Origin of the sequence: Aliarcobacter lanthieri (genome assembly GCF_013201625.1) — a bacterium.
Lineage (GTDB): Bacteria > Campylobacterota > Campylobacteria > Campylobacterales > Arcobacteraceae > Aliarcobacter > Aliarcobacter lanthieri.
Genome location: NZ_CP053839.1, coordinates 703,034 through 728,803, shown reverse-complemented (window position 1 = coordinate 728,803; position 25,770 = coordinate 703,034). Strand labels below are relative to the sequence as shown.

Here is a 25,770-nt window from a genome sequence, read left to right as displayed (position 1 = left end):
TTTTTCCTTTTATTTTATACATTAAATCTAAAGTGCATGATATCACCATCTTGAACAACATAGTCTTTTCCTTCAAGTCTAAGTTTTCCAAGTTCTTTACATTTACTTTCCCCACCATTTGATACAAAATCATTATAAGAAATAACCTCAGCTTTAATAAAACCTTTTTCAAAGTCATTGTGAATAACTGCTGCTGCTTGAGGTGCTTTTGTATTTTTTCTTATAGTCCATGCTCTAACTTCAACTTTTCCTGCTGTAAAATAGCTCATAAGTCCAAGTTTATCAAATGCTTTATGAATAATTTGTTCTAATCCAGATTCTTGTACCCCTAAATCAGATAAAAATTCACTAGCCTCGTCATCTGATAATCCCACAAGTTCTTCTTCTATTTTTGCACAAAGCACTATAACATCAGCATTTACACTTTCTGCATGTTCTTTTACCATTTCTACATATTTATTTGTACCTAGAGCTAATGAATCTTCATCAACATTAGCTCCATAAATAACATCTTTATTTGATAGAAATCTAAGTTCTTTATCTAAAGTTATAAAAGTTTCATTATCTATTTTATCAAAAGTTTTAACTGGTTGTAATTCTCCAATATGAGAATATAATTCTTCAGCAATTACAAGTTGAGAAGCAGCTTCTTTATTACCTTTAGCTTGTTTTTTAAGCCTTTCAATTTTTTTCTCTAATTGTGAGATATCTGCATAAATAAGTTCTGTTTCAATAATTTCAATATCTCTTAAAGGATTTACATCCCCTTCAACGTGAGTAATATTTCCATCATCAAAACATCTTACCATATGTAATATAACTTCAACCTCTCTGATATTTGACAAAAATTGATTTCCTAATCCTTCACCTTTACTAGCACCACGTACTAATCCTGCAATATCAACAAAATCAATAGTTGAATGTTGTATTTTATTTGGATTTACAATTTTTGCTAATTTATCTAATCTTTTATCAGGTACTGGAACTACTGCTTTATTTGGTTCTATTGTACAAAATGGATAATTTTGTGCTTCTGCATTTTGTGCTTTTGTTAAAGCATTAAAAGTTGTTGATTTACCTACATTTGGAAGTCCTACTATACCTACACCTAATCCCATTTTTAACCTCTGATTTAATATTTTCAAAACATTATATAAAATTTATCTAAATAATAAGCTAAATTTGATATTTATACCATTTATTTGGATTTTTTGTACTATTACTCATAACTCATTTCTATTTATTTGTGATATACTAAAGTTTATAATTTTTATTTTATGAGAGGTAGTATTATGAACAAGATTTTTTGGCTTTTTGTTGCGATACTTGGGGCTGTTTGCTTTGGGTATTTAGCACTTCAACAAGGTGAAACAGTTTCAGCTATGTATTTAGTAGTTGCTGCTGTTTGTATTTATATGATTGGATATAGATTTTATGGTAGATTTATTGCTTATAAAGTTTTAGAACTAGATAAGAATAGAGCTACGCCAGCTATGATTCATGATGATGGGAGAGATTATGTTCCTACAAATAGATCTGTTCTATTTGGACACCACTTTGCTGCTATTGCTGGTGCAGGACCATTAGTTGGACCAATCTTAGCTGCACAGCTTGGTTATTTACCTTCTATGTTATGGATTTTAGTAGGTGGAGTATTTGCTGGTGCTGTTCATGACTTTGTTGTTTTATTCATATCATCAAGAAGAAATGGAAAATCTTTAGGTGAAATGATAAAAGAAGAGTTAGGAACTTTTGTCGGTGGTGTTACAATGATTGCTATTTTTGGTATTATGCTAATTATTATTGCAATTTTATCAATGGTTGTTGTAAAAGCACTTGCTGAATCACCTTGGGGATTATTCACAATTGCTATGACTATTCCTATTGCTATCTTTATGGGAATTTATATGAGATTCCTAAGACCAGGTAAAGTTGGAGAAGCTTCAGTTATAGGATTTATCTTTTTAATTTTAGCTATTCATTATGGAAGTATAATTGCAGCAGATCCAGTATGGGCTGCTAGATTTACTTTTGATGCTACAACTTTAGCATTTATTATGATGGGGTATGGATTTATTGCTGCAGTTTTACCTGTATGGTTTTTACTAGCTCCAAGAGATTATCTTTCAACATTCTTGAAAATTGGTGTTATAGTACTTATGGCTATTGCTATTGTTATTGTTGCTCCAGATATTCAAATGCCAAAAACAAACTCTCAATATTTTGATGGAACTGGTCCAGTTTTTGCAGGAGCAATATTTCCTTTCTTATTTATTACTATTGCTTGCGGAGCTATTAGTGGTTTCCATGCTTTAATTTCAAGTGGAACAAGTCCAAAAATGTTAGAGAATGAAACTCATGCACTTCCTGTTGGATATGGTTCAATGTTAATGGAAAGTGCAGTTGCTATTATGGCTTTAATATGTGCTACTATTTTACACCCTGGTTTATACTTTGCTATTAACTCACCTGCCGCATTTATAGGTACAGATGTAATTCAAGTTGCAAGTACAATTTCTAGTTGGGGATTTAGTGTAACTCCTGAAGAGATTATTAATCTAACAAAAAATATTGGTGAAGAAACTATTCTTTCAAGAACTGGTGGAGCACCAACATTTGCTATTGGAGTAGCTATTGTTCTTCATGAATTATTTGGTGGTATAGATATGATGGCATTTTGGTATCACTTTGCTATTTTATTTGAAGCTTTATTTATTTTAACTGCAGTAGATGCAGGAACAAGAGCTTGCCGATTTATGGTTCAAGATATTTTAGGAAATGTTTATAAACCTTTAGGAAATACGAATAATTATTTTGCTGGTATTTTAGCAACATTTTTAAGTGTTGCAGGATGGGGTTATTTCTTATATCAAGGAACGATTGATCCAAGAGGTGGTATTTATTCATTATGGCCACTATTTGGAGTAAGTAATCAAATGCTTGCAGGTATGGCTTTACTTTTAGGTACAGCAATTTTATTTAAAATGGGTAAAGGAAAATATACTTGGGTTACAATATTACCTGCTACATTCGTTCTTATTGCTACTATGTATGGTGGTATTCAAAAAGTATTACCTTATAAAGAAGGAGATAGAGTTCACAATGCAGTAAGTCACGTAGCAACAGCTCAAATTCAAGCTAAAAAAATTGCTGATTTAGAAGCTAAACTTCCTACATTGACAGAACAAGCAGACATTGATAAAGCAAATACAGATATATCTATTGCTAATAAACTAAAAAATTCAAATATTGTTAATGCTATTTTAGCTATTTTCTTTATGTTTGCAACAACTTTAGTTATTATTGCAACTTTAGGAGTTATCTTTGGAAGAATTAAAATTCCATTAAAAGAAACACCTTATGTAAGCTTAGATAGTCTTAAAAAGGTTTAAAAGTGTTTAATAAAATAAAAACACTTTATGAAAAATCTGAAAAGTTTTTTCATCCCCTTGTGGGACTTTCTAGCTATGAAAAATATCTAGAACATATGCAAAGAAATCATCCAGATAAAGAAGTTTTAAGTAGAGGTGAATTCTTTAAAGAAAGTTTAGATAGAAGATATAATAGTGGTGGTTTTAAAAAGTGTTGTTAAATCATTTAGGATAAAGTTTTATCAAACAAATATAACTCTTAAATATTTATATTTTAAGAGTTATATTATTATAAAGAGTAGTTTAGAACTAGCCTCTTAATTTTTGTTCTTTAGCTTTTTTCTTCTTATATCTATCATAATATAACATATATCCTGTTATTACAAATAAAGACATAAGTGCAGAAGATATAAAGAATATTAGTTGACCAATCCATCCAAAAAACTCTCCACTATGTACAGGGAGCATACTACTCATAATTTTTTCATTTAGTTTTTTATCAGAATATTTTGCTTCTTTTAAAACTTCTGATTTTGCAATATTAATCTCCATAGAGTTTGTTTCTCTAAAATGCGTTGCATCTACAAATCTATATGAAATTGTATAAATAGTATCTTTTGTTGGTGATAGTCTAATGCTAGCATTTGTATAATCTTTTTCAACTTTTTGGTTAAAAATATCAACAGCTTGTTGTACATCAGAGAATGAAAATTGTTTTGGAGCAACTCTTTCTTGTTGCCCTTGACCTCTTTGTCCTTCTTGACTTTGTTTAGCTTGTTGATTTTGTTGAGGCGCTGGAGCTGTATTTCTTTGTGGTTGTTCAACTCCCATAACAGAAAACATTGCACTTCTATACCAATCATAAGACCAATAAAGTCCAGTTAAACACATAAGCAAAAATGGAATAATAAGCCATAAACCAATAGCACTATGCATAGTTGATAAAAAAGCTCTTTTTTTAGTTTTGAAACTAAATGTAAAGCTTTTAAAAAAAGCATATTTTATTCTTGGCCAATAAACAATTATCCCACTTATTACTAAAAGAATACAAGCAATAGTTGAAATAGCAACTACATTTTTACCAATATATTGAATATCTCCAGAAAATGTAAGCCATCTGTGAAGTCTAAAGAAAAAATTAAAGAAATCACCACCTACTAATTCTGGTAAAACTTCAGCTGTATACGGGTTCAAATATATTGTTTCACCTCTTCTATTGTTTGGATCTAGAGAAGCAAGACTCATAGAGACACTAGAACTTTTATCAGTTGAGAAAGATATACTATTTATTTTTCTATCTTTATTTTGCTCTTGATATTTTTCTAAAATCTCTTGAACAGTCAAAATTTCCTGATTTTGAGGGATTTGTACTGTATAAGTATCTGAATTTATTAATCTCATTATCTCTTTTTGGTAAGACCAAACTGCTCCTGAAATACCAATAAGAATCAAAGTTATACCAAATACTATCCCTAAAAGCCAGTGAATTTGAAACCAAAGTTTTTTATGCATAAATTACCTTTATTTTTTTACTTCCCAAGGTAATCCTTGTTCTATTGTAATATTAAGTGATAATGCATGAACTGTTTTGTCGAAAGCTACACCATTTTCTTCACCTTTTGTTTCATCTTCAAAAGTTGTTTGTAAAAGATATCCACCTTTCCATGGTGTTTCAACAGTAAATTCACCTTTTTCATTTGTTAAGAAAGTTTTTGTCCAACCTGTTGGAGATATAGCTGTTACTTTAATTTTTTCTAAACCTTTGTTATCAAAAACTAATTTAAAAACATTTTTACTTGCATCAACTGGAACTATATCAAATTTTGCTATAGATTCTTTACTTGAAACTCCTGCTTTTGAATAAGAAATTCTTTTTGTTGTAATACCTTCTGCTCTACTTTTTCTTGGAGCATCTTCTCTTACAACTACAACATCAGTAGCTTTTGAGAAAGTATAAGTAATATTGTCATCATTTCTTTTTACTTCTTTTAATAAATCTTTTGGATAAGCAACACCTTCTTTAATTTTTGCAAATTTTTCACCACTTTCTTTTTCTTTTACATCAAAGTGTCCGAAAAATAACTTAGCTTCATTTTTTTTACCATCTAATTCTAACCAAATTTCATGTGCACTTGCACCTACAACAACTGCTGATGATAGCATCATACCATAAACAAATTTTTTCATAGATTACTCCTAGTTTTATTTTAAAAATAGAATATTACTAAACCAATCTTAATGCTATATTAACAAATTAGAAATTATTATCAAAATTAGACTTCTTAAGGTTAATTTTGATAATCTACAACCATTTAATTTAAGGAATACAGTATGGAAAATATTTTTTTAGTGATTATTGCATTAGTAGCAGCATATTATTTATATAGAAAACTTTTTAAGAGTAGTGGTTGTAATTGTGGAGATGGAAAAGGATCTTGTAAGAATGACGATAAATAAAAATATTGTTGTAAATATACAAGATTTATCATATTCATATAAAGATAAGAATATTTATTCAAATCTAAATATCCAAATAAAAGAGGGAACAATTTTTGGATTATTAGGTAAAAATGGTGTAGGAAAATCAACATTAATAAATATTTTGATGGGATTTTTAAAACCCAAAAATGGAAAATGTGAGATATTTGGAGAAGACTCTCATAATCTAAGTTCTCAAAGTAAAAAAAATATAGCTTTATTATATGAGGGGTTTATTTCTTATGATTTTATGTCTATAAAAGAAGTTGAAAACTTTTTTTCAAGTTTCTATGAAGATTGGGATAAAAAAATATTTTATGATTTAATAGATCTTATGGATTTAAATTATAATCAAAAATTATCAACTCTTTCTTTTGGTCAGAAATCTCAAGTTGTTTTAGGACTTTTATTTGCTCAAAATGCAAAGCTTTTAATTCTTGATGACTATTCTATGGGACTTGATGCTGGTTATAGAAGACTTTTTATAGATTATTTAAAAGACTATGTAAAAGGGACAAATAAAACTGTTCTTATTACTTCTCATGTAATGAGTGACTTAGTGGATTTAATACATGATATTGTAATTATTCAAAGAGGTGGAAATATTCATAAAAGTAGTATGAAAGATTTTATATCAGATTTTAAATGCTACAAAGCACCAAAAAATGAAAAATTAACTATAAACAATATTCATAGAATAGAAACTTTAAAAGAGTATCAAAAAATCTATACATTTGATACTTTTAATAATCTAGAAGAAATCGATATAGATTTTGAAGATAAATTTCTAGGATTTGTAGGTAAATATTAATGATAAAAGCAATACTACAAAAAGAGTTAATAAAACTCAAATATTTCTTATTATTATCTACAATATTTTATATTGTTTTATTAGCTTATTACTATTTTAATTTAAACTTTAGCTTTTCAACAATAGAACCAGAAAGTATGATGTGGTATAAATTTGCACAACTAGAAGATAAACCTTATTCTTATTTTCTATATTTTTATATACTTTATGGAATATCTTATGCTTTTACTCAATTTTTACCAGAAGTTATACAAAAAAGAGTAAAATTAACAATTCACTTACCTTTGAGCCTTACTAAAATAGTACTTTACCATACTATTATTACAATAACTATTATGTTATTTTTTAGTTTTATTTTTTCTATTTTTCTTTTAATAATAAACTCACAATATTATCCCAAAGAACTACTATATATTATGACAAAAGATAATATTGCTTTCACTTTAATAGGTATTGTTTCATATATTTTAGTATCATCTTTAATAATTGAACAAAATAAAAAAGTATTGATTTTAAAACTATTAATTTTTATCTTATTTATATTTTTATCTATAAAATCAAGATTTTTTTTAGAAGATTTTAGTTTATATTTTGTTTTAGTTATGTTTTCACTCTTTATGCTTATTGATAGTTTTTATAGTATCAAACACCAAAGATTAGGAGTTATTTACAATAGTTCATTTACTATAATTCTTATAATATTCACATATTTATCATATATAAACTACGACAAGAACTATCAAAAAGAGTTTTATAAATACTATATTTTCTATTCAGATATTTTAGAAGATTTTGTATATCAAAAAAACTTTGGAGCACACAGATTTGAGTATGGAGTAAAAGATAAAAGAACTTTTGACCAAAAAGAGTATGAATCAACTCTACCTTTTGTATATTACAGAGATTTAGAATTACAAAATAAACTTCCTATCACAATAAACAATAAAATTTTTACTAAAAATGAAATACGTGATTCAAAATTAAGCTTTGATTATCAAGTAAAATATTTAGAAAAAAAAGAAATAGATTTTTTTCCACTATTTAATCCTCAAAGTAATGTTGCTATGATAAAGTTTGCAGAAGAGTTTTTTGGTTTTTTTGAAAATACTATAAAAATATATGACTTTGATAACAAATATTTAGAAAAATCTTCAAAAGAGCTAAATGAAATATTAAAAGAGAAAGATTTTTCATTCCCAGCTAAAAAAATATTTGGAAAAGCTACAAATATAAAACCTTTTGATTTAGGTTATTTAATATTAGATAGTAAAAACAATCTATTTAATTTAAGAAAATATGATAATAACCTAATTTTAAAAAAGATAAATCTAGATAAAAATATAGAGATTGAATATATTCATATTTCAGAAAATAGACAGAAGAATTTTAGTGGTTATGCAATAGATAGAAACTCTAATTTCTATCTTTTGACTTGGGATTTTGAATTAAAAAAACTTGATTTAGAATTGTTTGATTATAAAAATATGAGATTAAGATTTATATCTGAACCTACACATTATCTTGTGCGTTATGACGATGGTAATAATTATTTTGCTGTAAGATTTTCAAAAGACAACTTACAAAAATTAAATGATATTAAATTTGAAGAATAAAGGAGAACTTGTGTTACTAAATGAAGTAAAAGAGAAAAGTAAAGTTAAAGTTATAAAACTAAATGCTGAAGGAAAATTACTATATAAACTTCTCGATATGGGCTTTGTAGAAGGTGCTATTTTAGAAGTTATAAGAGAGGCCCCATTATATGATCCAATGGAATTAAAAATACATAATTATAATTTAACACTTAGAAAAAGTGAAGCAAATTTAATAGAAATAGAGATGATATGAAAAAAATAAGAACAGTATTAGCCGGTCAACCAAACTGTGGTAAATCTACAATATTCAATCTTGTAAGTGGGATTGAACAACATATTGCAAACTATCCAGGTGTAACAGTAGATAAAAAAACTGGTTTCTTTAGATATGAAGATTATAAAATAGAAATGGTAGATTTACCAGGAACTTACTCTTTTAGTTCATATTCATTAGAAGAAAGAGTAGCAAAAGAATTTATAATACATGAAAAACCAGATATTATAGTAAATGTTATTGATTCTTCAAATTTAAAAAGACATTTATATTTAACTTTTCAACTTTTAGAAATGGGTTTACCTGTTGTTGTGGTATTAAACATGATAGATGTTGCCCAAAGAAGAGGAATAAAAATTGATAGTAACAAAATCTCTTCAATGCTAAAGTGCCCAGTTATAGAAGCTAATGGTGCTAAAGGCATTGGTGGTGATGATATAATGAAATCTATTGTTAGTATTTATGAAAAACAAGAGAAATTTGAAAAATTTGAATTAAATTATGAAGAATTAGAAAGCTATATACAAGAAATAGAAGCGGAAATACAAACTTCAGATTTAAATATTTCAAAAAGATGGCTAGCTATAAAAGCTTTAGAAAATGATACAACAGTTGTTGAACATTTAGAAAAAGAAATCCCTAATATATATGGCAAATTAGAGAATGCAAAAAAAAGTTTTGAAGAAAAATACAATAAAAACATAACAACATTTCTTGCAACATTTAGATATGATAGTGCAGAAATAATATATTCAAAAAATGTAAAAGAAGAGAAAAAAGGAAAAGAAACCTTTACAGATAAAGCTGATAAAATCATATTAAATAGATTTTTAGCCTTACCTATTTTGTTTGCTTTGATGTTCTTAGTTTATCAAATATCTATTGTTTATGGATATAAACTTACAGATTATACATGGCCAATTTTAGCTAGTATAAAAAACTTTGTAATAGATATTGTACCTGATGCTGATTTTACAGATGTACCAATGATAAGTGATTTTGCCATTTGGATGGTAAATAGTGCAAATGCTTTACTTAACTATATTCCTATATTTTTTATACTTTTTGCACTAATAGCTATAATGGAAGATGTTGGATATATGCCTAGAATGGCATTTATTCTTGATAGAGTATTTAAAAAATTTGGACTTCATGGACAATCAACTCTCCCACTAGTTCTTGGTGGAGCAATGGTAGGAGGTTGTGCAGTTCCAGGAGTTATGGCAACAAAAGGAATAGCTGATGATAGAGCTAGAATGGCTACAGTTTTAACAGTTCCTTATATGAACTGTTTAGCTAAAGTTCCATTTTACACATTACTTCTTGGGGCATTTTTTAAACCGGATATGGCTTTAATGATGTTTTTCATTTCTACTGCAACTGTATTTACAGCACTAATTGTTGCAAAAATTTTAACTACTACTGTTTTAAGAAATAGAGAAACAGCACCATTTGTAATGGAGTTACCACCATATCACTTACCAACTCTAAAAGGAGTTGTAATTCGTTCATCTCAAAGAGTTTGGATTTATATTAAAAAAGTTGTAACTATTGTTTTAGCAGTAGCTATTGTACTTTTTGCATTATTACAATTTCCAGGTCTTAGTGAAGAATCTCAAATAAAATATGATGATATGTCTAATAAAGCTTTAATGGACTTTGATTCAAAAATGAAAAACTCTGTATATTATGAACATATTAACTCAAAAGAAAAAGTATCAGAACTTTTAAATATGTATGATAACTATAGAACAAAAAAAATGACAAGTTCATCATCTAGTATAGATGATAATTTCAAAGCTAAAAATGAAATCTTTTACTCATTTATAAATGTCCAAAATGATCCAGAAGCTAGAAAAATCAATGCAGCATTAAGAAAACTATCAAATGATAGAAAAACTATTCTTAGAGAGATAAAGAATGAAAAAGTTGAAAATTCTCTTTTAGGAATGGCTGGTAAAGCAATAGAACCAATAAGTCAATATGCAGGATTTGATTGGAAAATAAATGTAGCATTTTTAAGTTCATTTGCAGCAAGAGAAAGTGCTGTTGCAACCTTAGGAAGTTTATATGAGAATAATAAAGCAGATAATCAAAGAGCAGAAGAAGCAATGGCAGAGAATAGTGGATACACACCACTTCATGCAGCTTCAATTATAATTTTTATGCTTTTAACTCCTCCTTGTATAGCAACTATGATAGTTGTAAAAATGCAAACTAATAGCTTTAATTGGATGTTATTTGCTACATTTTTCCCTATAGGTCTTGGACTTATTATATCATCATTTATTTTCACACTTGGAAATATATATCTATGGAGTGGACTTGAAGCTATGGCTTATTTTTATTTTTCTGTACTATTTATAACTTTAGTTCTAGGACTTTTCCCTACTAAATTTATAAACTGGAAAGGAGGATTGCATAAATCTTAAATACAATTTGAAATCATAAAAATTAAATTTAATAAAAGGATAAAAAAATGATTAAAAAAACTATATTTTCAGTTGCTATTTTAGCAGCAAGTTCAGCTTTTGGACACTCAGCTTTAATGAGTTGTTTTGATAATGGAGACAACACTATCACTTGCGAAGGTGGTTTTAGTGATGGGAGTAGTGCTAGTGGAGTAAATTTCAAAGTAGTACAAGATGGTAAGGTTATTCTTCAAACAAAAATTGATGAAAATAGTGAAATAACTTTTGATAAACCAGCTGGTGATTTTAATGCCGTTTTAGATGGTGGAGAAGGTCATGAAGTTATTGTAAAAAGTAAAGATATTAACTAAGGCTAATTGCCTTAGTTATTTATTTTTTAGTTAAATTTTGAGTGCTTCAGAAGGTTTACATACCAATCTTCATTTATATCTTCATCTTCCAAATCTTTTAATACAATTTCCAATTCATTTTCAATCATATTTAATTCATCAATTTTATCATCTGGAATAAATAAAACTTCTGTACAATAATCCAATAGTTGTTCTTCACAAACATCTATTGCTTCCATTCCCCAACCATCTTCAAATTCATCAACTAAAAAAACCTTTTCTAATTCTTTCATGTATATTGTTTTCCTTAATTACAAACTAGGTTTAATCATATTTTCTGGTTTTACGTAAGAGTCAAACTCTTGCTCACTTAAAATTCCAAGACTTAGAGCTTCTTGTTTAAGTGTAGTTCCATTTTTATGTGCAGTTTTTGCTATAAGTGCAGCTTTCTCATATCCAATATATGGATTTAAAGCAGTCACTAACATAAGAGAATCTTGTAAGTACTTATTAATATTTACTAGATTTGGCTCAATACCAACAGCACAATTATCATTAAACGCCAACATTGTATCACTTAAAAGTCTAATTGACTGTAAAAGATTTAAAGCAATTACTGGTTTAAATACATTTAATTCAAAATTTCCTTGACTTGCAGCTATACTAATTGTTGAATGATTCCCCATTACTTGTACTGCAACCATTGTCATAGCTTCACTTTGTGTTGGATTTACTTTTCCTGGCATTATTGAACTTCCTGGTTCATTTTCTGGAATATTTAACTCCCCTATTCCACATCTTGGTCCTGATGAAAGCCATCTAATATCATTTGCAAATTTCATTAAATTTGAAGCAAGTGCATTTAAAGCTCCACTTAAAAAAACTTCTCCATCATGAGATGTTAAAGCATGAAATTTATTTGGATGAGATTTAAAAGCATATTTTGTTTTTGTCAAATCATTTAAAGCTTCACAAACCATAGGAGAAAAATCTGGATGAGAATTTAATCCAGTTCCAACTGCTGTTCCACCAATAGCAAGTTCAACAATATATTTCATAGCATCATCAACTTGAGCTAAAGCTTTATCTAACATATCAACATAAGCTGAAATCTCTTGACCCAAAGTAAGTGGCGTTGCATCTTGAAGGTGTGTTCTTCCTATTTTTACAATATTTTCAAAATCTTTTACTTTTTTTTCTAAAGTAGATTTTAGGACATTTATTGCTGGAATTAATCTTTTTTGTACATCAAGTACAAAAGCAACTCTCATAGCAGTTGGATAAGTATCATTTGAACTTTGTCCTTTGTTTACATCATCATTTGGATGAACAATTTTCTTAGTTCTAAAATCTTCTCCTAAAATTTCACTCGCTCTTGAAGAAACAACTTCATTCACATTCATATTTGATTGTGTTCCAGAACCAGTTTGCCAAACAACTAAAGGAAATTCTCCATCTAGTTTTTTTTCTATAATTTCATCACAAGCTTGAGATATAGCTTTTGTTTTAACATCATCAAGTCTTTTTAACTTATTATTTACAATTGCACAAGCTTTCTTTAAATATGCAAAACCTTCAATAACCTCTTTTGGCATTTTTTCATCACCAATTGGAAAGTTTTCTAAACTTCTTTCTGTTTGTGCTTGCCAATATCTATCTTTTGGAACCTTAATTTCACCCATCGTGTCTTTTTCTATTCTGTAATCCATAATTCTTCCTATTAATTATAAGTTGTAATATACATTATCATTATTGTATATTTTTTCTTAAATCTTTATTATTTTTAATAAACTTCATATACTTTAGAAATCAATCCACTATCTCTTATTTTTTTACAAATAGATGCTTCTTTTAAATTATCAATTTGCAAGTCAATAACTATATTATTTGATACATTTTTAACTTCCAATGTAATGCAAGAGTTTTTATCACTCATCTTTAATTTTTCTATATCCCAATTTGTACTATTTAAATTCATAGTATCATTAATATCTTCAATTTTTTGATTTAATAAATAATAACTGTGAATAGAATTTATAGCAGTATTAACATCTCTTTTTAAGGTAGAGACTAATGCACTATCTTTTGTATCCATCAACTTTGGAGCTGCAAAAGATACAATTATTCCTAGAATAACTATAACAAAAATTATTTCAAGTAGAGAGAATGCCGTTTTCATCAATTTATCCTTGTGTTAAAATGGCATTTTTATTTTAGATTATTATTTCTTAAGAGAATATTATTCTAAATATCAATCATAGGCATTTCAATATTTGTTTCTTTTTGAGAATCTGCTACATTTTGAAACACTATTTCAATTGGTGCTTCTCCACCAAAATTATCTTTATCAATAAATTTTGTTAAAGATTTATGGAAATCTAATTTAACAGTACCTATTGGACCATTTCTTTGCTTTCCTATTATAATCTCAGCTTCCTCTATAGGTCTATTTTGGAATTTAGATTTATAATCTTCTCCCTTATCTTTTGCCTCTTTTTCTTTTCTAGCTTCTTCTCTTTCTTTATAAACATCATCTCTATAAACAAACATAATAATATCTGCATCTTGTTCAATAGCACCAGACTCTCTTAAATCACTTAACATTGGTCGTTTATCTGGACGACTTTCTAATCCCCTATTTAATTGAGATAAAGCTACTATTGGAATTTTCAACTCTCTTGCTAGCATCTTTAATCCCCTACTAATATCTGAAACTTCTTGGTGTCTATCTTTATTTCCAAGTCCTTGCATAAGTTGTAAATAATCAATAATTACTAAACTAATATTATTATCTTCATTTTGTGCTAATTTTCTAACTCTCGCTCGAAGTTGGTTTATATTTATACTTCCACCATCATCAACAAAAAGCTTTTTTGAATTTAAATCTTCAAAAGCAGCACTTAAATTTGTCCATTCTCTATCATCCATATCACCTTTTCTAAGATTTTGTAAAGGAATAGAAGTTTTAGCAGATAACATCCTAAGCATTAGTTGTTCTGCTGGCATTTCCAGAGAAAAGAATATCACGCCCTTACCTCTTTCAACATTTTTTAATGCCATATTTAATACAAGTGCTGTTTTACCCATAGCAGGACGAGCTGCAATAATTACTAAATCACCTTCATTAAAACCTGTTGTTTTTTTATCAAGTGAGTCAAAACCTGTTGTTTGTCCTATTAGATATTTATTTCCAAGTTTTTTCATCTTTTCAATATATGCCAAAGTATCATTTGTAACTGTTTGCATATCTTTTAGTTCACTTGTAGCACTATTTGTAGAAATTTTATATAATTCACTTTGAATAGTATCTAATGCTTCATTTGCACTAACTTCTTCTTCAATTGCAACTTTTTTTATAGTTGTTGCAAGAGTTGCTAATTCTCTTTTTACTGCACTATCTTTTATCTCTTTTACATATGCTTGAGTATTTGTAATAGGATTTGCAGATAAAATTTCAAGTAAAACTGAATCATCTACATCTTTTGAAGTTACTTTATTTCTTATAAAATCTTCATCAATTGGCATACCATCATCATGAAGTTTTATCATAGCTTCAAAAATAGATTTATGTGCAGGTAGATAAAAATCTTTTGGTTTTAAAACACCTAAAATATCTTCAAGTTCTTCTGGATTAAAAAAGATTGAGCTTAAAACTGCTCTTTCAATATTTATACTATAAATACTATCCATTATGATTTTCTTTTTGCTTCAAATTCAACTTCTTCAATAAACTTATTTATTAGAGCATCTCCACTTAATTTTGCAATTATCTCACCTTTTTTCATCACTAAACCACTTCCTTTTCCAAAAGCGATAGCAACATCAGCAGATTTTGCCTCACCAATAGCATTTACAACACATCCCATAACAGATACATCAAGTGGAGTTTTTATATGTGCAGTTCGTTTTTCAACTTCAGAAACAGCATTTACCAAGTCAGCTTCTATTCTTCCACAAGTTGGACAAGATATTATATTTAATCCCTCTTTTGAAATCCCTACATCTTTTAAAATTGCTCGTCCAACTTTTATCTCTTCTTCAAGTTCTCCTGTCATAGAAACTCTTAAAGTATCTCCTATTCCATCAAGTAATAAACTTCCTAAAGCAATAGACGATTTTATTGTAGAGTGAAATTGTGTTCCAGCTTCTGTTACTCCTAAATGAAATGGATAGTTATTCATAGGTCGTAAAGTTCTATATGCTTCTACTGTTCTTTGAACATCAGAGGCTTTTAGTGAAATTTTTATATCTGTAAATCCCAAATCTTCAAGATATTTTATATTATAATCTGCACTTGCTACCATTCCTTGAGGAGTTTGACCATATTTTTGTTCAAACTGTTTTTCTAAACTTCCACTATTTACTCCAATTCTTATTGGAATATTTCTTTCAGTACAAGCCTTTACAACTTCTTGAACACGTTTTTTATCTCCAATATTTCCTGGATTTATTCTTATACAATCTACAACTTCAGCAGCAATAAGTGCTAGTTTATAGTGAAAATGTATATCTGCAACTATAGGCAAACTTACTTGTTTTTTTATCTCTTTTAATGCATTTGCATCTTCAATATGTGGAACTGCAACTCTTACAATATCTGCTCCAGCAAAATGTAATTTTGTTATTTGTTCAACAGTTGCTTTAACATCTGATGTTTTTGTAAATGTCATTGATTGAACACTTATTGGTGCATCTCCACCAATTAGGACATTTCCTACTTTTATTTGTTTTGTTGGGTATCTTTTTATCATAAATGGGATTTTATCTAAAATAAATTAAATAAAAGTGAAGTTTAATTTATTAATTTTATGTTATTCTATGTGCTTATAGGTGGAATAAAAAAATTTATTATAAGAGAAGCACAAATTTGGGGAAAAAGAATTTTTATTTAATTGGCTTAGCCTTTATTATATCTACTATAGTTGCAGTATTTTCAACAAATATTTATATAAATAATAAACAAAAAGAGATCTTAAAAAAAGTATATGACTCAAGACATAAAACTATATTTGAGAAAACTCAAAGTTTAATAAATGATAAACAAAATACATCTTTAGCTATTGCTATATCTCTATCAAAAGATGAAAATTTATACAATAACCTCAAAAATAAAGAATTTGACAAATTAAATTATAAAGAAATTGCCAAATTAATAGAAACTAATTCAAAATATAAAAATATTTGGATTCAAATTTTTGATGAAAATAGAAATAGTATATATAGATCTTGGACACAAATAAGAGATGGGGTTCAATTTAGAGGTGATTTAAAAAATATCTCTGCTTTAAAGAATATCTCAACCTCAATCAGTGCAGGTTTATTTAATGTAGGAATAAAAGCTAGAACACCAATTTTTGATGAAAACAATAATTTTTATGGAGTTTTAGAAGTTGTTACACACTTTGATTCTATTTCAGATGATTTACAAAAAAATGGAGTTTATACAATAGTAATTGGGGATAAAAGAATTAGAAAAAATCTAAAATATCCTTTATTATCACAATTATTCATAGATGATTACTATATTGTAAATGAAAATGTAAATAAAAAGCTATTTGATTATATAAAAGAGAATGGTATTGAACACTATATAAATATAAAAGATTATATTGTTGAAAATAACTATTTAATTTCAAAATATCCACTTTTTGATGAACAGAACAAAGAGTTAGCTTATATTTTAAATTTTATTGAAATAAGTAGTATTGATTTAAACAATATAAAATATATAAAAATTCAAAGTATAATGGCATCTGTTATAGCATTAATTATAATCTTTACATTTATTCTAGTATATTATATAAAACAAATAAAATATCAAGATACAAAAAATAAGGTATTGTTAGATTCTCAACCAAATATCATTATTATAACAAACGGTGAAAAAATTGTTGATGCAAATAAACAACTTTTTAAATTCTTTCCCTCGGCAAAAAATATAGAAGACTTTATAAATAAATATGTATGTATTTGTAGTTTTTTTGAAGTAATGGATAATGAAGAATATATAGAAAATAAACTTTACGATGGAAATAATTGGTGTGAACATATCTTTTTAAATCAAAATAAAAATTTTAAAGTAGCTATAAAAAACTCTAATAATGAGCTAAGACATTTTAATGTAAAAACTTCTAAAGTCAAACTTGGAGCAAATCTTATAGTAACTTTCATTGATATTACAAATGAGATTTTACAAAAAGAAAAAGAGATAAATACTCAAAAAGCTATATTTCAACAATCAAAAATAAATGCTGTTATAAATACTTTAAATAATATTGCTCATCAATGGAGACAACCTTTAGGAATTATATCTACAATTGCAAGTGGTATAAAACTAAAAAATAGTATAAAATCACTTACGGATAAAGAATTTGATGAATCTTGTGATAAAATCATTTATAATACACAAAAATTATCAAATACAATAGAAAATTTTACAGATTTTTTTACAAAAGATTCTAGTTCTTCTAGTATTTCTATTATTGAATCAACTAATCAAATAATAAAATTTTTATCATCTGTTTTTGAAAAAAACTCAATTATTTGTAAATTTAATTATGACAAAGATTTAATGATAGAGTGTAATAGTGGAAGTTTTACTGAAGCAATTTTAAATCTTCTTGATAACTCAATTTACTCTTTAATTCAAAATAATAAAGAAAATAATAGATTTATTTTTATAGATTTTAAGGATAGTAAATTATCTATAAAAGACAATGCTGGTGGAGTTGACGAAGCTATTTTATCAAAAATACTAGAACCATATTTTACTACAAAACATCAATCTTTTGGTACTGGTTTAGGATTATATATAGTTCAAGAAATATTTGTACGAAATCATAACTTCAAAAGTGATTTACGAAATGAAACTTTTATATATAACGATAAAGAAAATAGAGGTTTAAACTTTATTATAGATTTTAGTTAAACTTCTCTTTTGATTTTTTTAGATAAAATATTCGAATTATTGAAAAAAGGACTGTTTTATGCAAGATATTGCAATTTTTGATTTACTTATTATACTTTTTACTTTATTACTTGGTATCAAAGGGCTTTTTAAAGGTTTTATAAAAGAAGTTTTTGGAATATTAGGACTTGTTGGTGCTGTTTTTATAGGTTCAAGAATTTCTGGTGAAGTTGGTGGACTTATAGCTCCTATTTTAGCTTTAGAAAATCAAGCAACTATAAAACTTATAGGATTTATATTAGGTTTTGTAGTTATTTGGCTTATAGTTTATTCAGCAGGAATTATTGTAAGTAAGATATTTAGTGCTAGTGGTTTAGGGATTATAGATAGACTTTTTGGTCTTATTTTTGGAATGCTAAAAATATTTTTAGTTTTTTCAATCATAGCTTATGCTTTATATCAAGTTAATTCATTTAAAAAGCTAATAGAAGAAAAAACAAAAGATTCTATTGTTATGCCTTACTTATTAGATGTTGGTTCATATATTATAAAGCTTGATACTAAAGCTTTAGTAAATAATATTGATCAATCTATACAAAATGCAACTGATGGTGAAGTTGATATATCTACAACACATGAAGAGTTAAAAGAAAGTATTGATTCAAATTTAAATGATATAAAAGAAACAACTCAAGAAATGATTCAAGATGGTATTCAAGAAAATATTGAAGAGAATATTGATAATACAAAAGATAGATTAAAAGAGATTACAAATCAAAATGAAAGAAATGAATAAAGGATTATAAAATTGTTTGAAAATAGATTTATACAACAAAGAATAGAAAAAGCTCAAAACTTAAAAGATATGGGAGTAAATCCATATGCAAATAATAGTAACAGAAATTGTACTATATCAAAATACATAAATGTAAATAGTGATATTTTTAAAACTGAAACTAAAAGAGATGAAAATAGAAATTATACAATATCTGGAAGAATTAAGTTTTTTAGACTTATGGGAAAAGCTAGCTTTTTAAAACTTGAAGATGAAAGTGGATTACTTCAAGTATATATAGCAAGAGATAACCTTCCTGAAGGATTTTATAATGATGTTTTCAAAAAATATATAGAAGTTGGAGATATAATTGAAGTTAGTGGTTATCCATTTGTTACAGGACAAGGAGAATTATCTCTTCATGTTCATGATCTAAAAATCCTTACAAAAGCTATTTCTCCTCTTCCTGAAAAATATCATGGAATTCAAGATAAAGAGCTTAGATATAGACAAAGATATTTAGATTTAATCATGAATAGTGAAGTTAGAAAAACATTTCATATAAGAAGTAAAGTTATAAGCTTGACAAGAAGATTTTTTGAAAATAAAGGATTTTTAGAAGTTGAAACTCCTATGATGCACCCAATAGCTGGAGGAGCAAATGCGAAACCATTTGTGACTCATCATAATGCATTGGGTGTTGATAGATTTTTAAGAATTGCTCCTGAACTATATTTAAAAAGATTAATAGTTGGTGGATTTGAAGCTGTTTTCGAGATCAATAGAAACTTTAGAAATGAAGGAATGGACGCAACACATAATCCAGAATTTACTTCAATAGAATTCTATTGGGCATATAAAACTTATAAAGATTTAATTGAACTTACAAAAGAGTATTTTGATTATTTATTTGAACATTTAAATCTTCCAACAACATTACCTTATGGAGATTTAAAAGTTGATTTTACAAAATTCAATGAGATTCCATTAATTCAATCTTTATATGAAATTGGTGGTGTTCCAAAAGATATAGTTGAAAATAAAGAAAAAATTTTAGAATTTTTAAAAGAGAATAAACTAGAAGCGAATGTTAAATTAAATTTAGGACAACTACAAGGTGAGCTTTTTGATGAATTTGTTGAAGGTAAACTTATAAATCCTACATTTATTACAGAATATCCAGTTGAAATTTCACCACTAGCTAGAAGAAGTGATGAAAAACCTCATTTAACAGATAGATTTGAATTATTTATTGCTGGTCGTGAAATAGCAAATGCATTTAGTGAATTAAATGATCCACTAGACCAACTACAAAGATTTGAAGGTCAAATGGCAGCAAAAGATAGTGGAGATGATGAAGCACATGAAATGGATGAAGATTTTGTAAATGCATTATCTTATGGTATGGCTCCAACAGCTGGACAAGGAATAGGTATAGATAGACTTGTAATGATGCTTACAAATCAACACTCAATAAGAGATGTTTTACTATTCCCAGCAATGAAGCCAATAAAACAAGAAGTAGATCTTTACGCAGAAGATGAATAGAAATTTAATTCAAGGATAGGCTATGCAAATAAGTGGAGATGATTTTTTAAAAAAAGTTCAACTAAAACAAGAAAAAGATGAACTAGAAAAAAAATTAAATGAACTTGATGAAACAAGGATATCTATGGGAAATATAAATCTTACAAACAATTTAAACAACGCTTATAAAGGTATGAATAATAATGATGTTGATGAGATGAATAGACTTCAACAAAATATTGAATTTGATGAAAATCACCATGAGTTTGATAATATTATGTTAAATCAACCACTAAATCAAGAAGATAACAAGAAAAAATATCTAATTTTAGGTATTGTACTTGTAGTATTATTTTTACTTACAATTATTATTATAAGATTATTATCAGGGGATAGTAAAAAACAAGACTCTTTTACATCAAATAGTTCAGATTCTGCACAAATGAGAACACTATCTGAAAATAGTAATAGTATAGAAGATAGATATCAAAGAATTCTTGATGATAGAGCAAAAAAAGATGGTGATAATATCACAGCAAATACTTCTTCAACTGATAAATTAGATGCTATGAAAGAACAAAGTGAAGATACACCATCATCTTCTATTCAAGGGCCTTTAAATGAAATAAAATCAGATGATGGAATATCTAATGAAGCTATAGAAGATACTATTAAAAAAATAGAAGAAAAAAAAGCAGCAACTCCAAAAGTCGTAGAGCCAACAAAACAACCTGTTTCAAAAACTACAACTGAACCTAAAAAATCTATTAGAGATTTAGTTGAGGGGAAAGCTGGATCAGAAGTTTCTTCTACTGCAAGTGGTTTTTTTGTACAAATTGGAGCATTTTCAAAAAGACCAAATGATACTTATTTACAAAATATTTCTAAAAATGGTTTCTCATATAAAATTGTACAAGACAATGTAAATGGAAAAACTTTTAACAAACTTTTGATTGGACCATACAATACAAGAGCAGCAGCACAAAGTGATGTTTCATCTATAAAAAGTAGATTAAATATACAAAATACTTTTATAGTAAATTATTAAGAAGGTTTTATGAATTTTTATAGCAAAACTCTATTTTTAGATCAATTTACTCCAGTATCTATATATGAAAAAGTGAAAGATATTTATAAAGATGATATTACATTTTTATTTGAAAGTACAATAAGTTCTTCTAATAATGGAAATTTCTCTTATATTATTGTAGGTGCAAGAGAGAGAATTTGGTATAAAGATAATACTTGCTATTTTTTAAATGAAGATGGTAAAACTAATATTGTTGAAAGTAATCCATTAAGGTTCTTACAAAAATATTATAAAAAGTTTGATAAAGAATTTTATAAAAATAAAGCCAATGAACTAGGAATTGGTTTAATTGATGGATTTATTGGAAATGTAGGATATGATATAAGTAAAGAATTTGAACAAAAACTAAAAAAATCTATGCAAAATTTAAAGGATGAGTTTAATATCCCTGATTTAGATTTAATCCGTCCAAATATAATATTAGCCTACTCACATAAAACTTCAAAATTAGTTATTCTAACTTCTGTTGAAAAGTATAAAAATGATATTCATACTATTGAAGATGAACTTTTAAAACCGTATTCTTACACTTCATTAAAAAAAGCAAAAATTTTAGATGAAGGTAAATTTAACTACTCAAAAGATGAATTTTTCTCTATGGTTGAAAAATCAAAAGAGATGATAAAAAGTGGAGATGTTTTCCAAATATTAATGTCAAATCGATTTATACAAGGTGCAATTGTTGACCATTTTAGTTTTTATAGAGCATTAAGAAGTAAAAATCCTAGTCCTTATTTATATTTTCTTGAATTTGAAGATTTTAGTATTGCTGGAAGTTCTCCAGAATCAATGGTTAGACTAGATAATGGTCAAATATTATTAAGCCCTATTGCAGGTACAAGAAAAAGAGGTTCTACTCCTAAAAAAGATTTAGAAATGGAAAATGAACTAATAAATGATAAAAAAGAAAGAGCAGAACACTTAATGCTTGTTGATTTAGGAAGAAATGATGTAGGAAGAGTTGCACTTGCAGGAAGTGTAAAAGTAACAGATTTGATGAGAATTGAAAGATATTCTCATGTGATGCATATAGTTTCAGATGTAGAAGCAGTACTTGATGAAAAATATGATATGTTTGATTTGTTTATGGCAACATTTACAGCAGGAACTATGACTGGAGCACCAAAAATAAGAGCAATGGAATTGATAGCTCAGTTTGAAGGAATAAAAAGAAGTTTTTACTCAGGAAGTGTAGCTTACTTTGGATTTGATGGAAATATGGATAGTGCTATAACTATCAGAACAACTATGCTTATGAAAGACAAAGTTATTTTCCAAGCTGGAGCTGGTGTAGTTGCAGATTCAAAAAATGAAGATGAATATTTGGAAGTTCAAAATAAACTAGCAGCAAATATAGCTACTTTAAAAGATTTATCATAAAAGGAATGAAATGTTACTTGGTGTAAATATAGATCATATTGCAGTTTTAAGAGAAGCAAGAAAAATAAATGATCCAAATCCACTTGATGCTTTGAGTATTTGTAAACTTAGTGGAGCAGATCAAATAACTATTCACTTAAGAGAAGATAGAAGACATATTCATGATAATGATGCAAAAGCAATAATTGAACAATCAAATCTTCCAGTAAATTTGGAATGCTCAATAAATGAAGATATTATTGATATAGTTTGTAAATTAAAACCATTTAGAGCAACTTTAGTACCTGAAAATAGAGATGAAGTTACAACAGAAGGTGGACTTGATTTAGAAAAAAATTTTGATAGAATAAATGAAACTATAGAAAAACTAAAAAAACATGAAATAGAAGTATCTCTTTTTATAGATCCAACTACTAAATCAGTTGAATTATCAAATATGCTAGAGGCTGATTTTATAGAACTTCATACGGGAACATTTGCAAATGTTTATGCTATGCTTTACTCAAATTTATCTAATACTCACCATACTATAAAAGAGTTAGAATTAAGTAAAGAAGAATTAAAAAATAAACTAGATAAAAGCTTAGAAAATTTAAAAAATGCTTCAAACTTTGCTTCAAATTTAGGTTTAAAAGTTGCTGCTGGACATGGATTAAACTATCAAAATATTGATTTAATTTGCCAAATTCCAGAAATTATAGAACTAAATATAGGACAAAGTATAATAGCAAGATCAGTTTTTACAGGTTTAAGTAAAGCAATAACTGATATGAAAGAACTTATTTCTAAATGAATTTAAAAGAAACTTTACCAAGAATTGCTATAAGTATTGGTGATTTAAACGGTATTGGAATAGAAATAGCATTAAATTCACACGAAGAAATAAGTAAAATTTGTACTCCTATTTACTGCTTAAATAAAACACTTTTAAATCAAGCTTCAAAACTTCTAAATACTAAAATTCCTAAAAATTTCGAACTTTTTGAAACTTTAGGAGACTTTGATATAAATCCATCACAAGTTTGTAAAAAAACTGGACTATATTCATATAATTCTTTTTTAGATGCAATAGTTTTAGCAAAAACTAAAAAAGTAGATGCAATTTGTACTCTTCCTATAAATAAAGAGTCTTGGAGTAAAGCAAAAATATCTTATAAAGGACATACAGAAGTATTAAGAGATATTTTTAAAAAAGATGCAATTATGATGTTAGGTTGTCCTAAAATGTATGTAGCACTTTTTACAGAACATACTGCTTTAAAAAATGTACCAAAAATGATAAAATCTAAAGCTCTAAAAAGCTTTTTAATAGACTTTTATTCTTGTACAAAAACAAAAAGAATAGCAGTATTAGCTCTAAATCCACATGCTGGAGATGGTGGAGTTTTAGGAAAAGAAGAAAAAGCTATAAAAAAAGCTATAAAAAAAGCAAATAAACTTTTAGGTGAAGATATTTTTTCAAATCCTCTTGTTCCAGATACTGCTTTTAGTCCAAATACAAGAGAATACTATAACTATTATGTAGCTATGTATCATGATCAGGGATTAGCTCCATTAAAAGCTTTATATTTTGAAGAAAGCATAAATGTAAGTTTAAACTTACCTATTATAAGAACAAGTGTAGATCATGGAACAGCTTTTGATATAGCATATAAAAATAAAAAACCATCAAATAAAAGTTATATCAATGCAATAAAAGAGGCTATAAGACTAAGTACAAAATGAAACTTTTGGAAGAAAACTATGAAATAAACTTCTCAAAAATTAACTTTTTAGAAAGAAAAGAGAAGATAGTAGAGGCAAAAACTATCATTTCTGGAGCCAATAAAACTGGTAAAAGCTACTTAATTTATGATTTTTTATCAAACTTCAAATCAGAAGAATATTTATATATTGATTTTCTAGATTTAAGAAATGCCTATATAAAAGATGAATTGTTTTTTTTGCAAGAATTTATTGATAAAAAAAATATAAAAGCTCTAGTTTTAGAAAATATAGAAGATTCTATTATTTTACCAAATTGTGAGAATATAATAATTTCATCTCTAAAAAACATAAAAATTGATGGTTTCTCAAATCTGAGTTTATCTGCTTTAGATTTTGAAGAATACTTATTATTCGATAATAAACACCAAAATATAACTCAAAGTTTTAATAGCTTTTTAAAATATGGAAATCTTGCAGAACTTATAAATATAGAAGAGAATAAAAAAAATCAGAGGCTTCAAGAAATACTCAAATTAAGTGTAAAAGATAGTGTTGATTATGATATTTTAAAGATTTTAATAGAAAATATTGATGAAAAAAAATCAATTTTTCAACTTTTTAATTCATTGAAAAATAGAATAAAGATTTCAAAAGATAGATTTTATGAAACTTGTAAATACTTTGAAGAATCAAACACAATATATTTTATTCCAAAATATAATCAAGAAAAATCATTAAAAAAAATATATTCTTATAATCATGCTTTTTTAAGTGCTTTAAGCTTTACAAAAAAGTTTAAAAATGAATTTACAAATATGATTTTTTTAGAACTTTTAAAAGAAAAAGATATTTATTATTTAGATAATATAGATTTCTATATAAAATCCAAAAATCTTTTTGTTGTTGCTATACCATTTTTTAACTCAAATTTAAATACAAATCTTTTAAAAAAGATTATAAAAACTGCAATAGAATTAGAAGTAAGAAAAGTAGAGATAGTAACTGTTTCAAATAGAGATAGTTTAAGAAATAGTAATATACAAATAGATATTCTTCCATTTTATGAATGGGCTGTAATATAAAATTAAGATGTA

Annotated in this window: 24 protein-coding genes; 16 read left to right on the top strand and 8 right to left on the bottom strand. The window is 26.8% G+C overall.

From position 1 onward, the window contains the following. Positions 1-14 precede the first annotated feature (14 nt). Positions 15-1,118: a redox-regulated ATPase YchF gene (gene ychF, locus ALANTH_RS03650; RefSeq protein ID WP_026807527.1), complete on the bottom strand. Its 1,104-nt coding sequence runs from the start codon at positions 1,116-1,118 to the stop codon at positions 15-17. Positions 1,119-1,277: 159 nt separating this feature from the next. Between ychF and ALANTH_RS03645 the strand changes: the two genes are divergently transcribed. Beyond that, positions 1,278-3,392 carry a carbon starvation CstA family protein gene (locus ALANTH_RS03645; protein ID WP_228133183.1) on the top strand — a complete coding sequence of 705 codons (2,115 nt, stop codon included), beginning with the start codon at positions 1,278-1,280 and terminating at the stop codon, positions 3,390-3,392. Positions 3,393-3,394: 2 nt separating this feature from the next. Beyond that, positions 3,395-3,592 carry a KCU-star family selenoprotein gene (gene kcuS / locus ALANTH_RS03640; RefSeq protein ID WP_026803497.1) on the top strand — a complete coding sequence of 66 codons (198 nt, stop codon included), beginning with the start codon at positions 3,395-3,397 and terminating at the stop codon, positions 3,590-3,592. 88 nt (positions 3,593-3,680) lie between these two features. On the opposite strand, the gene ALANTH_RS03635 is transcribed toward kcuS, so the two are convergent. Continuing rightward, on the bottom strand, positions 3,681-4,883 hold the full coding sequence (locus ALANTH_RS03635; protein ID WP_026807525.1) for a PepSY-associated TM helix domain-containing protein: 1,203 nt from the start codon (positions 4,881-4,883) through the stop codon (positions 3,681-3,683). Positions 4,884-4,892: 9 nt separating this feature from the next. Continuing rightward, a complete protein-coding gene (locus ALANTH_RS03630) occupies positions 4,893-5,558 on the bottom strand; it encodes a hypothetical protein (RefSeq protein WP_026807524.1) in 666 nt (221 codons plus the stop codon). Positions 5,559-5,702: 144 nt separating this feature from the next. On the opposite strand from ALANTH_RS03630, the gene ALANTH_RS03625 reads away from it, so the two are divergent. Genes ALANTH_RS03625 through ALANTH_RS03600 form a run of 6 tightly spaced genes read left to right on the top strand, consistent with a single transcriptional unit; the run spans position 5,703 to position 11,311 of the window. Next, positions 5,703-5,828, top strand: a complete 126-nt coding sequence (locus ALANTH_RS03625) for a FeoB-associated Cys-rich membrane protein (RefSeq protein ID WP_113871291.1) — start codon at positions 5,703-5,705, stop codon at positions 5,826-5,828. After that, positions 5,815-6,660: an ABC transporter ATP-binding protein gene (locus tag ALANTH_RS03620; protein ID WP_029888293.1), complete on the top strand. Its 846-nt coding sequence runs from the start codon at positions 5,815-5,817 to the stop codon at positions 6,658-6,660. Before ALANTH_RS03625 ends, ALANTH_RS03620 begins: the two co-directional genes overlap by 14 nt. Continuing rightward, positions 6,660-8,273: a DUF4857 domain-containing protein gene (locus ALANTH_RS03615; protein ID WP_026807522.1), complete on the top strand. Its 1,614-nt coding sequence runs from the start codon at positions 6,660-6,662 to the stop codon at positions 8,271-8,273. The genes ALANTH_RS03620 and ALANTH_RS03615 overlap by 1 nt, the downstream gene beginning before the upstream one ends. A gap of 10 nt (positions 8,274-8,283) precedes the next feature. Beyond that, a complete protein-coding gene (locus tag ALANTH_RS03610; protein ID WP_026803492.1) occupies positions 8,284-8,508 on the top strand; it encodes a FeoA family protein in 225 nt (74 codons plus the stop codon). Next, complete coding sequence (gene feoB / locus ALANTH_RS03605) at positions 8,505-10,961, top strand: ferrous iron transport protein B (RefSeq protein ID WP_026807521.1); 2,457 nt, start codon at positions 8,505-8,507, stop codon at positions 10,959-10,961. Before ALANTH_RS03610 ends, feoB begins: the two co-directional genes overlap by 4 nt. A 47-nt stretch (positions 10,962-11,008) precedes the next feature. Further along, positions 11,009-11,311: a hypothetical protein gene (locus ALANTH_RS03600; protein ID WP_026803490.1), complete on the top strand. Its 303-nt coding sequence runs from the start codon at positions 11,009-11,011 to the stop codon at positions 11,309-11,311. 26 nt (positions 11,312-11,337) lie between these two features. Here the strand turns inward: ALANTH_RS03600 and ALANTH_RS03595 are convergent, their stop codons facing one another. The 5 genes from ALANTH_RS03595 to ispG form a co-directional block, all read right to left on the bottom strand. Beyond that, positions 11,338-11,583 (bottom strand): hypothetical protein, encoded by a 246-nt coding sequence (locus ALANTH_RS03595; protein ID WP_026803489.1) that lies wholly within the window; start codon positions 11,581-11,583, stop codon positions 11,338-11,340. Positions 11,584-11,601: 18 nt separating this feature from the next. After that, positions 11,602-12,999, bottom strand: a complete 1,398-nt coding sequence (gene fumC, locus ALANTH_RS03590; protein WP_026803488.1) for a class II fumarate hydratase — start codon at positions 12,997-12,999, stop codon at positions 11,602-11,604. A 74-nt stretch (positions 13,000-13,073) separates the two neighbouring features. Next, positions 13,074-13,469, bottom strand: a complete 396-nt coding sequence (locus ALANTH_RS03585; RefSeq protein WP_026807520.1) for a type II secretion system protein — start codon at positions 13,467-13,469, stop codon at positions 13,074-13,076. Between the two features lie 65 nt (positions 13,470-13,534). Further along, the gene (locus tag ALANTH_RS03580) at positions 13,535-14,980 is read right to left on the bottom strand and encodes a replicative DNA helicase (RefSeq protein ID WP_026807519.1); all 1,446 of its coding nucleotides are present in this window, start codon (positions 14,978-14,980) and stop codon (positions 13,535-13,537) included. Beyond that, positions 14,980-16,041 (bottom strand): flavodoxin-dependent (E)-4-hydroxy-3-methylbut-2-enyl-diphosphate synthase, encoded by a 1,062-nt coding sequence (gene ispG / locus ALANTH_RS03575; protein ID WP_026803485.1) that lies wholly within the window; start codon positions 16,039-16,041, stop codon positions 14,980-14,982. Before ispG ends, ALANTH_RS03580 begins: the two co-directional genes overlap by 1 nt. 116 nt (positions 16,042-16,157) lie before the next feature. Between ispG and ALANTH_RS03570 the strand changes: the two genes are divergently transcribed. Genes ALANTH_RS03570 through ALANTH_RS03535 form a run of 8 tightly spaced genes read left to right on the top strand, consistent with a single transcriptional unit; the run spans position 16,158 to position 25,758 of the window. Then, a complete protein-coding gene (locus tag ALANTH_RS03570) occupies positions 16,158-18,218 on the top strand; it encodes a PAS domain-containing sensor histidine kinase (protein ID WP_026807518.1) in 2,061 nt (686 codons plus the stop codon). Positions 18,219-18,276: 58 nt separating this feature from the next. Beyond that, positions 18,277-18,993 carry a CvpA family protein gene (locus ALANTH_RS03565; protein WP_026807517.1) on the top strand — a complete coding sequence of 239 codons (717 nt, stop codon included), beginning with the start codon at positions 18,277-18,279 and terminating at the stop codon, positions 18,991-18,993. Positions 18,994-19,005: 12 nt separating this feature from the next. Further along, positions 19,006-20,520, top strand: a complete 1,515-nt coding sequence (lysS, locus tag ALANTH_RS03560) for a lysine--tRNA ligase (protein ID WP_026807516.1) — start codon at positions 19,006-19,008, stop codon at positions 20,518-20,520. Positions 20,521-20,542: 22 nt separating this feature from the next. Further along, complete coding sequence (locus tag ALANTH_RS03555; protein ID WP_026807515.1) at positions 20,543-21,547, top strand: SPOR domain-containing protein; 1,005 nt, start codon at positions 20,543-20,545, stop codon at positions 21,545-21,547. Positions 21,548-21,556: 9 nt separating this feature from the next. Beyond that, complete coding sequence (locus ALANTH_RS03550; protein ID WP_026807514.1) at positions 21,557-22,969, top strand: anthranilate synthase component I family protein; 1,413 nt, start codon at positions 21,557-21,559, stop codon at positions 22,967-22,969. Between the two features lie 10 nt (positions 22,970-22,979). Continuing rightward, complete coding sequence (locus tag ALANTH_RS03545; RefSeq protein ID WP_026803479.1) at positions 22,980-23,762, top strand: pyridoxine 5'-phosphate synthase; 783 nt, start codon at positions 22,980-22,982, stop codon at positions 23,760-23,762. After that, positions 23,759-24,694 (top strand): 4-hydroxythreonine-4-phosphate dehydrogenase, encoded by a 936-nt coding sequence (pdxA, locus tag ALANTH_RS03540; RefSeq protein WP_026807513.1) that lies wholly within the window; start codon positions 23,759-23,761, stop codon positions 24,692-24,694. Before ALANTH_RS03545 ends, pdxA begins: the two co-directional genes overlap by 4 nt. Next, positions 24,691-25,758, top strand: a complete 1,068-nt coding sequence (locus tag ALANTH_RS03535) for an ATP-binding protein (RefSeq protein WP_026807512.1) — start codon at positions 24,691-24,693, stop codon at positions 25,756-25,758. The genes pdxA and ALANTH_RS03535 overlap by 4 nt, the downstream gene beginning before the upstream one ends. The last annotated feature ends 12 nt before the right edge of the window (positions 25,759-25,770 follow it).

Excerpts from the sequence above, each read along its gene's own strand:
- ychF (WP_026807527.1), bottom strand. The coding sequence starts at position 1,118 with ATGGGATTAGGTGTAGGTATAGTAGGACTTCCAAATGTAGGTAAATCA.
- ALANTH_RS03645 (WP_228133183.1), top strand. The coding sequence starts at position 1,278 with ATGAGAGGTAGTATTATGAACAAGATTTTTTGGCTTTTTGTTGCGATA.
- ALANTH_RS03635 (WP_026807525.1), bottom strand. The coding sequence starts at position 4,883 with ATGCATAAAAAACTTTGGTTTCAAATTCACTGGCTTTTAGGGATAGTA.
- ALANTH_RS03630 (WP_026807524.1), bottom strand. The coding sequence starts at position 5,558 with ATGAAAAAATTTGTTTATGGTATGATGCTATCATCAGCAGTTGTTGTA.
- ALANTH_RS03625 (WP_113871291.1), top strand. The coding sequence starts at position 5,703 with ATGGAAAATATTTTTTTAGTGATTATTGCATTAGTAGCAGCATATTAT.
- ALANTH_RS03620 (WP_029888293.1), top strand. The coding sequence starts at position 5,815 with ATGACGATAAATAAAAATATTGTTGTAAATATACAAGATTTATCATAT.
- ALANTH_RS03615 (WP_026807522.1), top strand. The coding sequence starts at position 6,660 with ATGATAAAAGCAATACTACAAAAAGAGTTAATAAAACTCAAATATTTC.
- feoB (WP_026807521.1), top strand. The coding sequence starts at position 8,505 with ATGAAAAAAATAAGAACAGTATTAGCCGGTCAACCAAACTGTGGTAAA.
- ALANTH_RS03600 (WP_026803490.1), top strand. The coding sequence starts at position 11,009 with ATGATTAAAAAAACTATATTTTCAGTTGCTATTTTAGCAGCAAGTTCA.
- ALANTH_RS03595 (WP_026803489.1), bottom strand. The coding sequence starts at position 11,583 with ATGAAAGAATTAGAAAAGGTTTTTTTAGTTGATGAATTTGAAGATGGT.
- fumC (WP_026803488.1), bottom strand. The coding sequence starts at position 12,999 with ATGGATTACAGAATAGAAAAAGACACGATGGGTGAAATTAAGGTTCCA.
- ALANTH_RS03585 (WP_026807520.1), bottom strand. The coding sequence starts at position 13,469 with ATGAAAACGGCATTCTCTCTACTTGAAATAATTTTTGTTATAGTTATT.
- ALANTH_RS03580 (WP_026807519.1), bottom strand. The coding sequence starts at position 14,980 with ATGGATAGTATTTATAGTATAAATATTGAAAGAGCAGTTTTAAGCTCA.
- ispG (WP_026803485.1), bottom strand. The coding sequence starts at position 16,041 with ATGATAAAAAGATACCCAACAAAACAAATAAAAGTAGGAAATGTCCTA.
- ALANTH_RS03565 (WP_026807517.1), top strand. The coding sequence starts at position 18,277 with ATGCAAGATATTGCAATTTTTGATTTACTTATTATACTTTTTACTTTA.
- ALANTH_RS03555 (WP_026807515.1), top strand. The coding sequence starts at position 20,543 with ATGCAAATAAGTGGAGATGATTTTTTAAAAAAAGTTCAACTAAAACAA.
- ALANTH_RS03550 (WP_026807514.1), top strand. The coding sequence starts at position 21,557 with ATGAATTTTTATAGCAAAACTCTATTTTTAGATCAATTTACTCCAGTA.
- ALANTH_RS03545 (WP_026803479.1), top strand. The coding sequence starts at position 22,980 with ATGTTACTTGGTGTAAATATAGATCATATTGCAGTTTTAAGAGAAGCA.
- pdxA (WP_026807513.1), top strand. The coding sequence starts at position 23,759 with ATGAATTTAAAAGAAACTTTACCAAGAATTGCTATAAGTATTGGTGAT.
- ALANTH_RS03535 (WP_026807512.1), top strand. The coding sequence starts at position 24,691 with ATGAAACTTTTGGAAGAAAACTATGAAATAAACTTCTCAAAAATTAAC.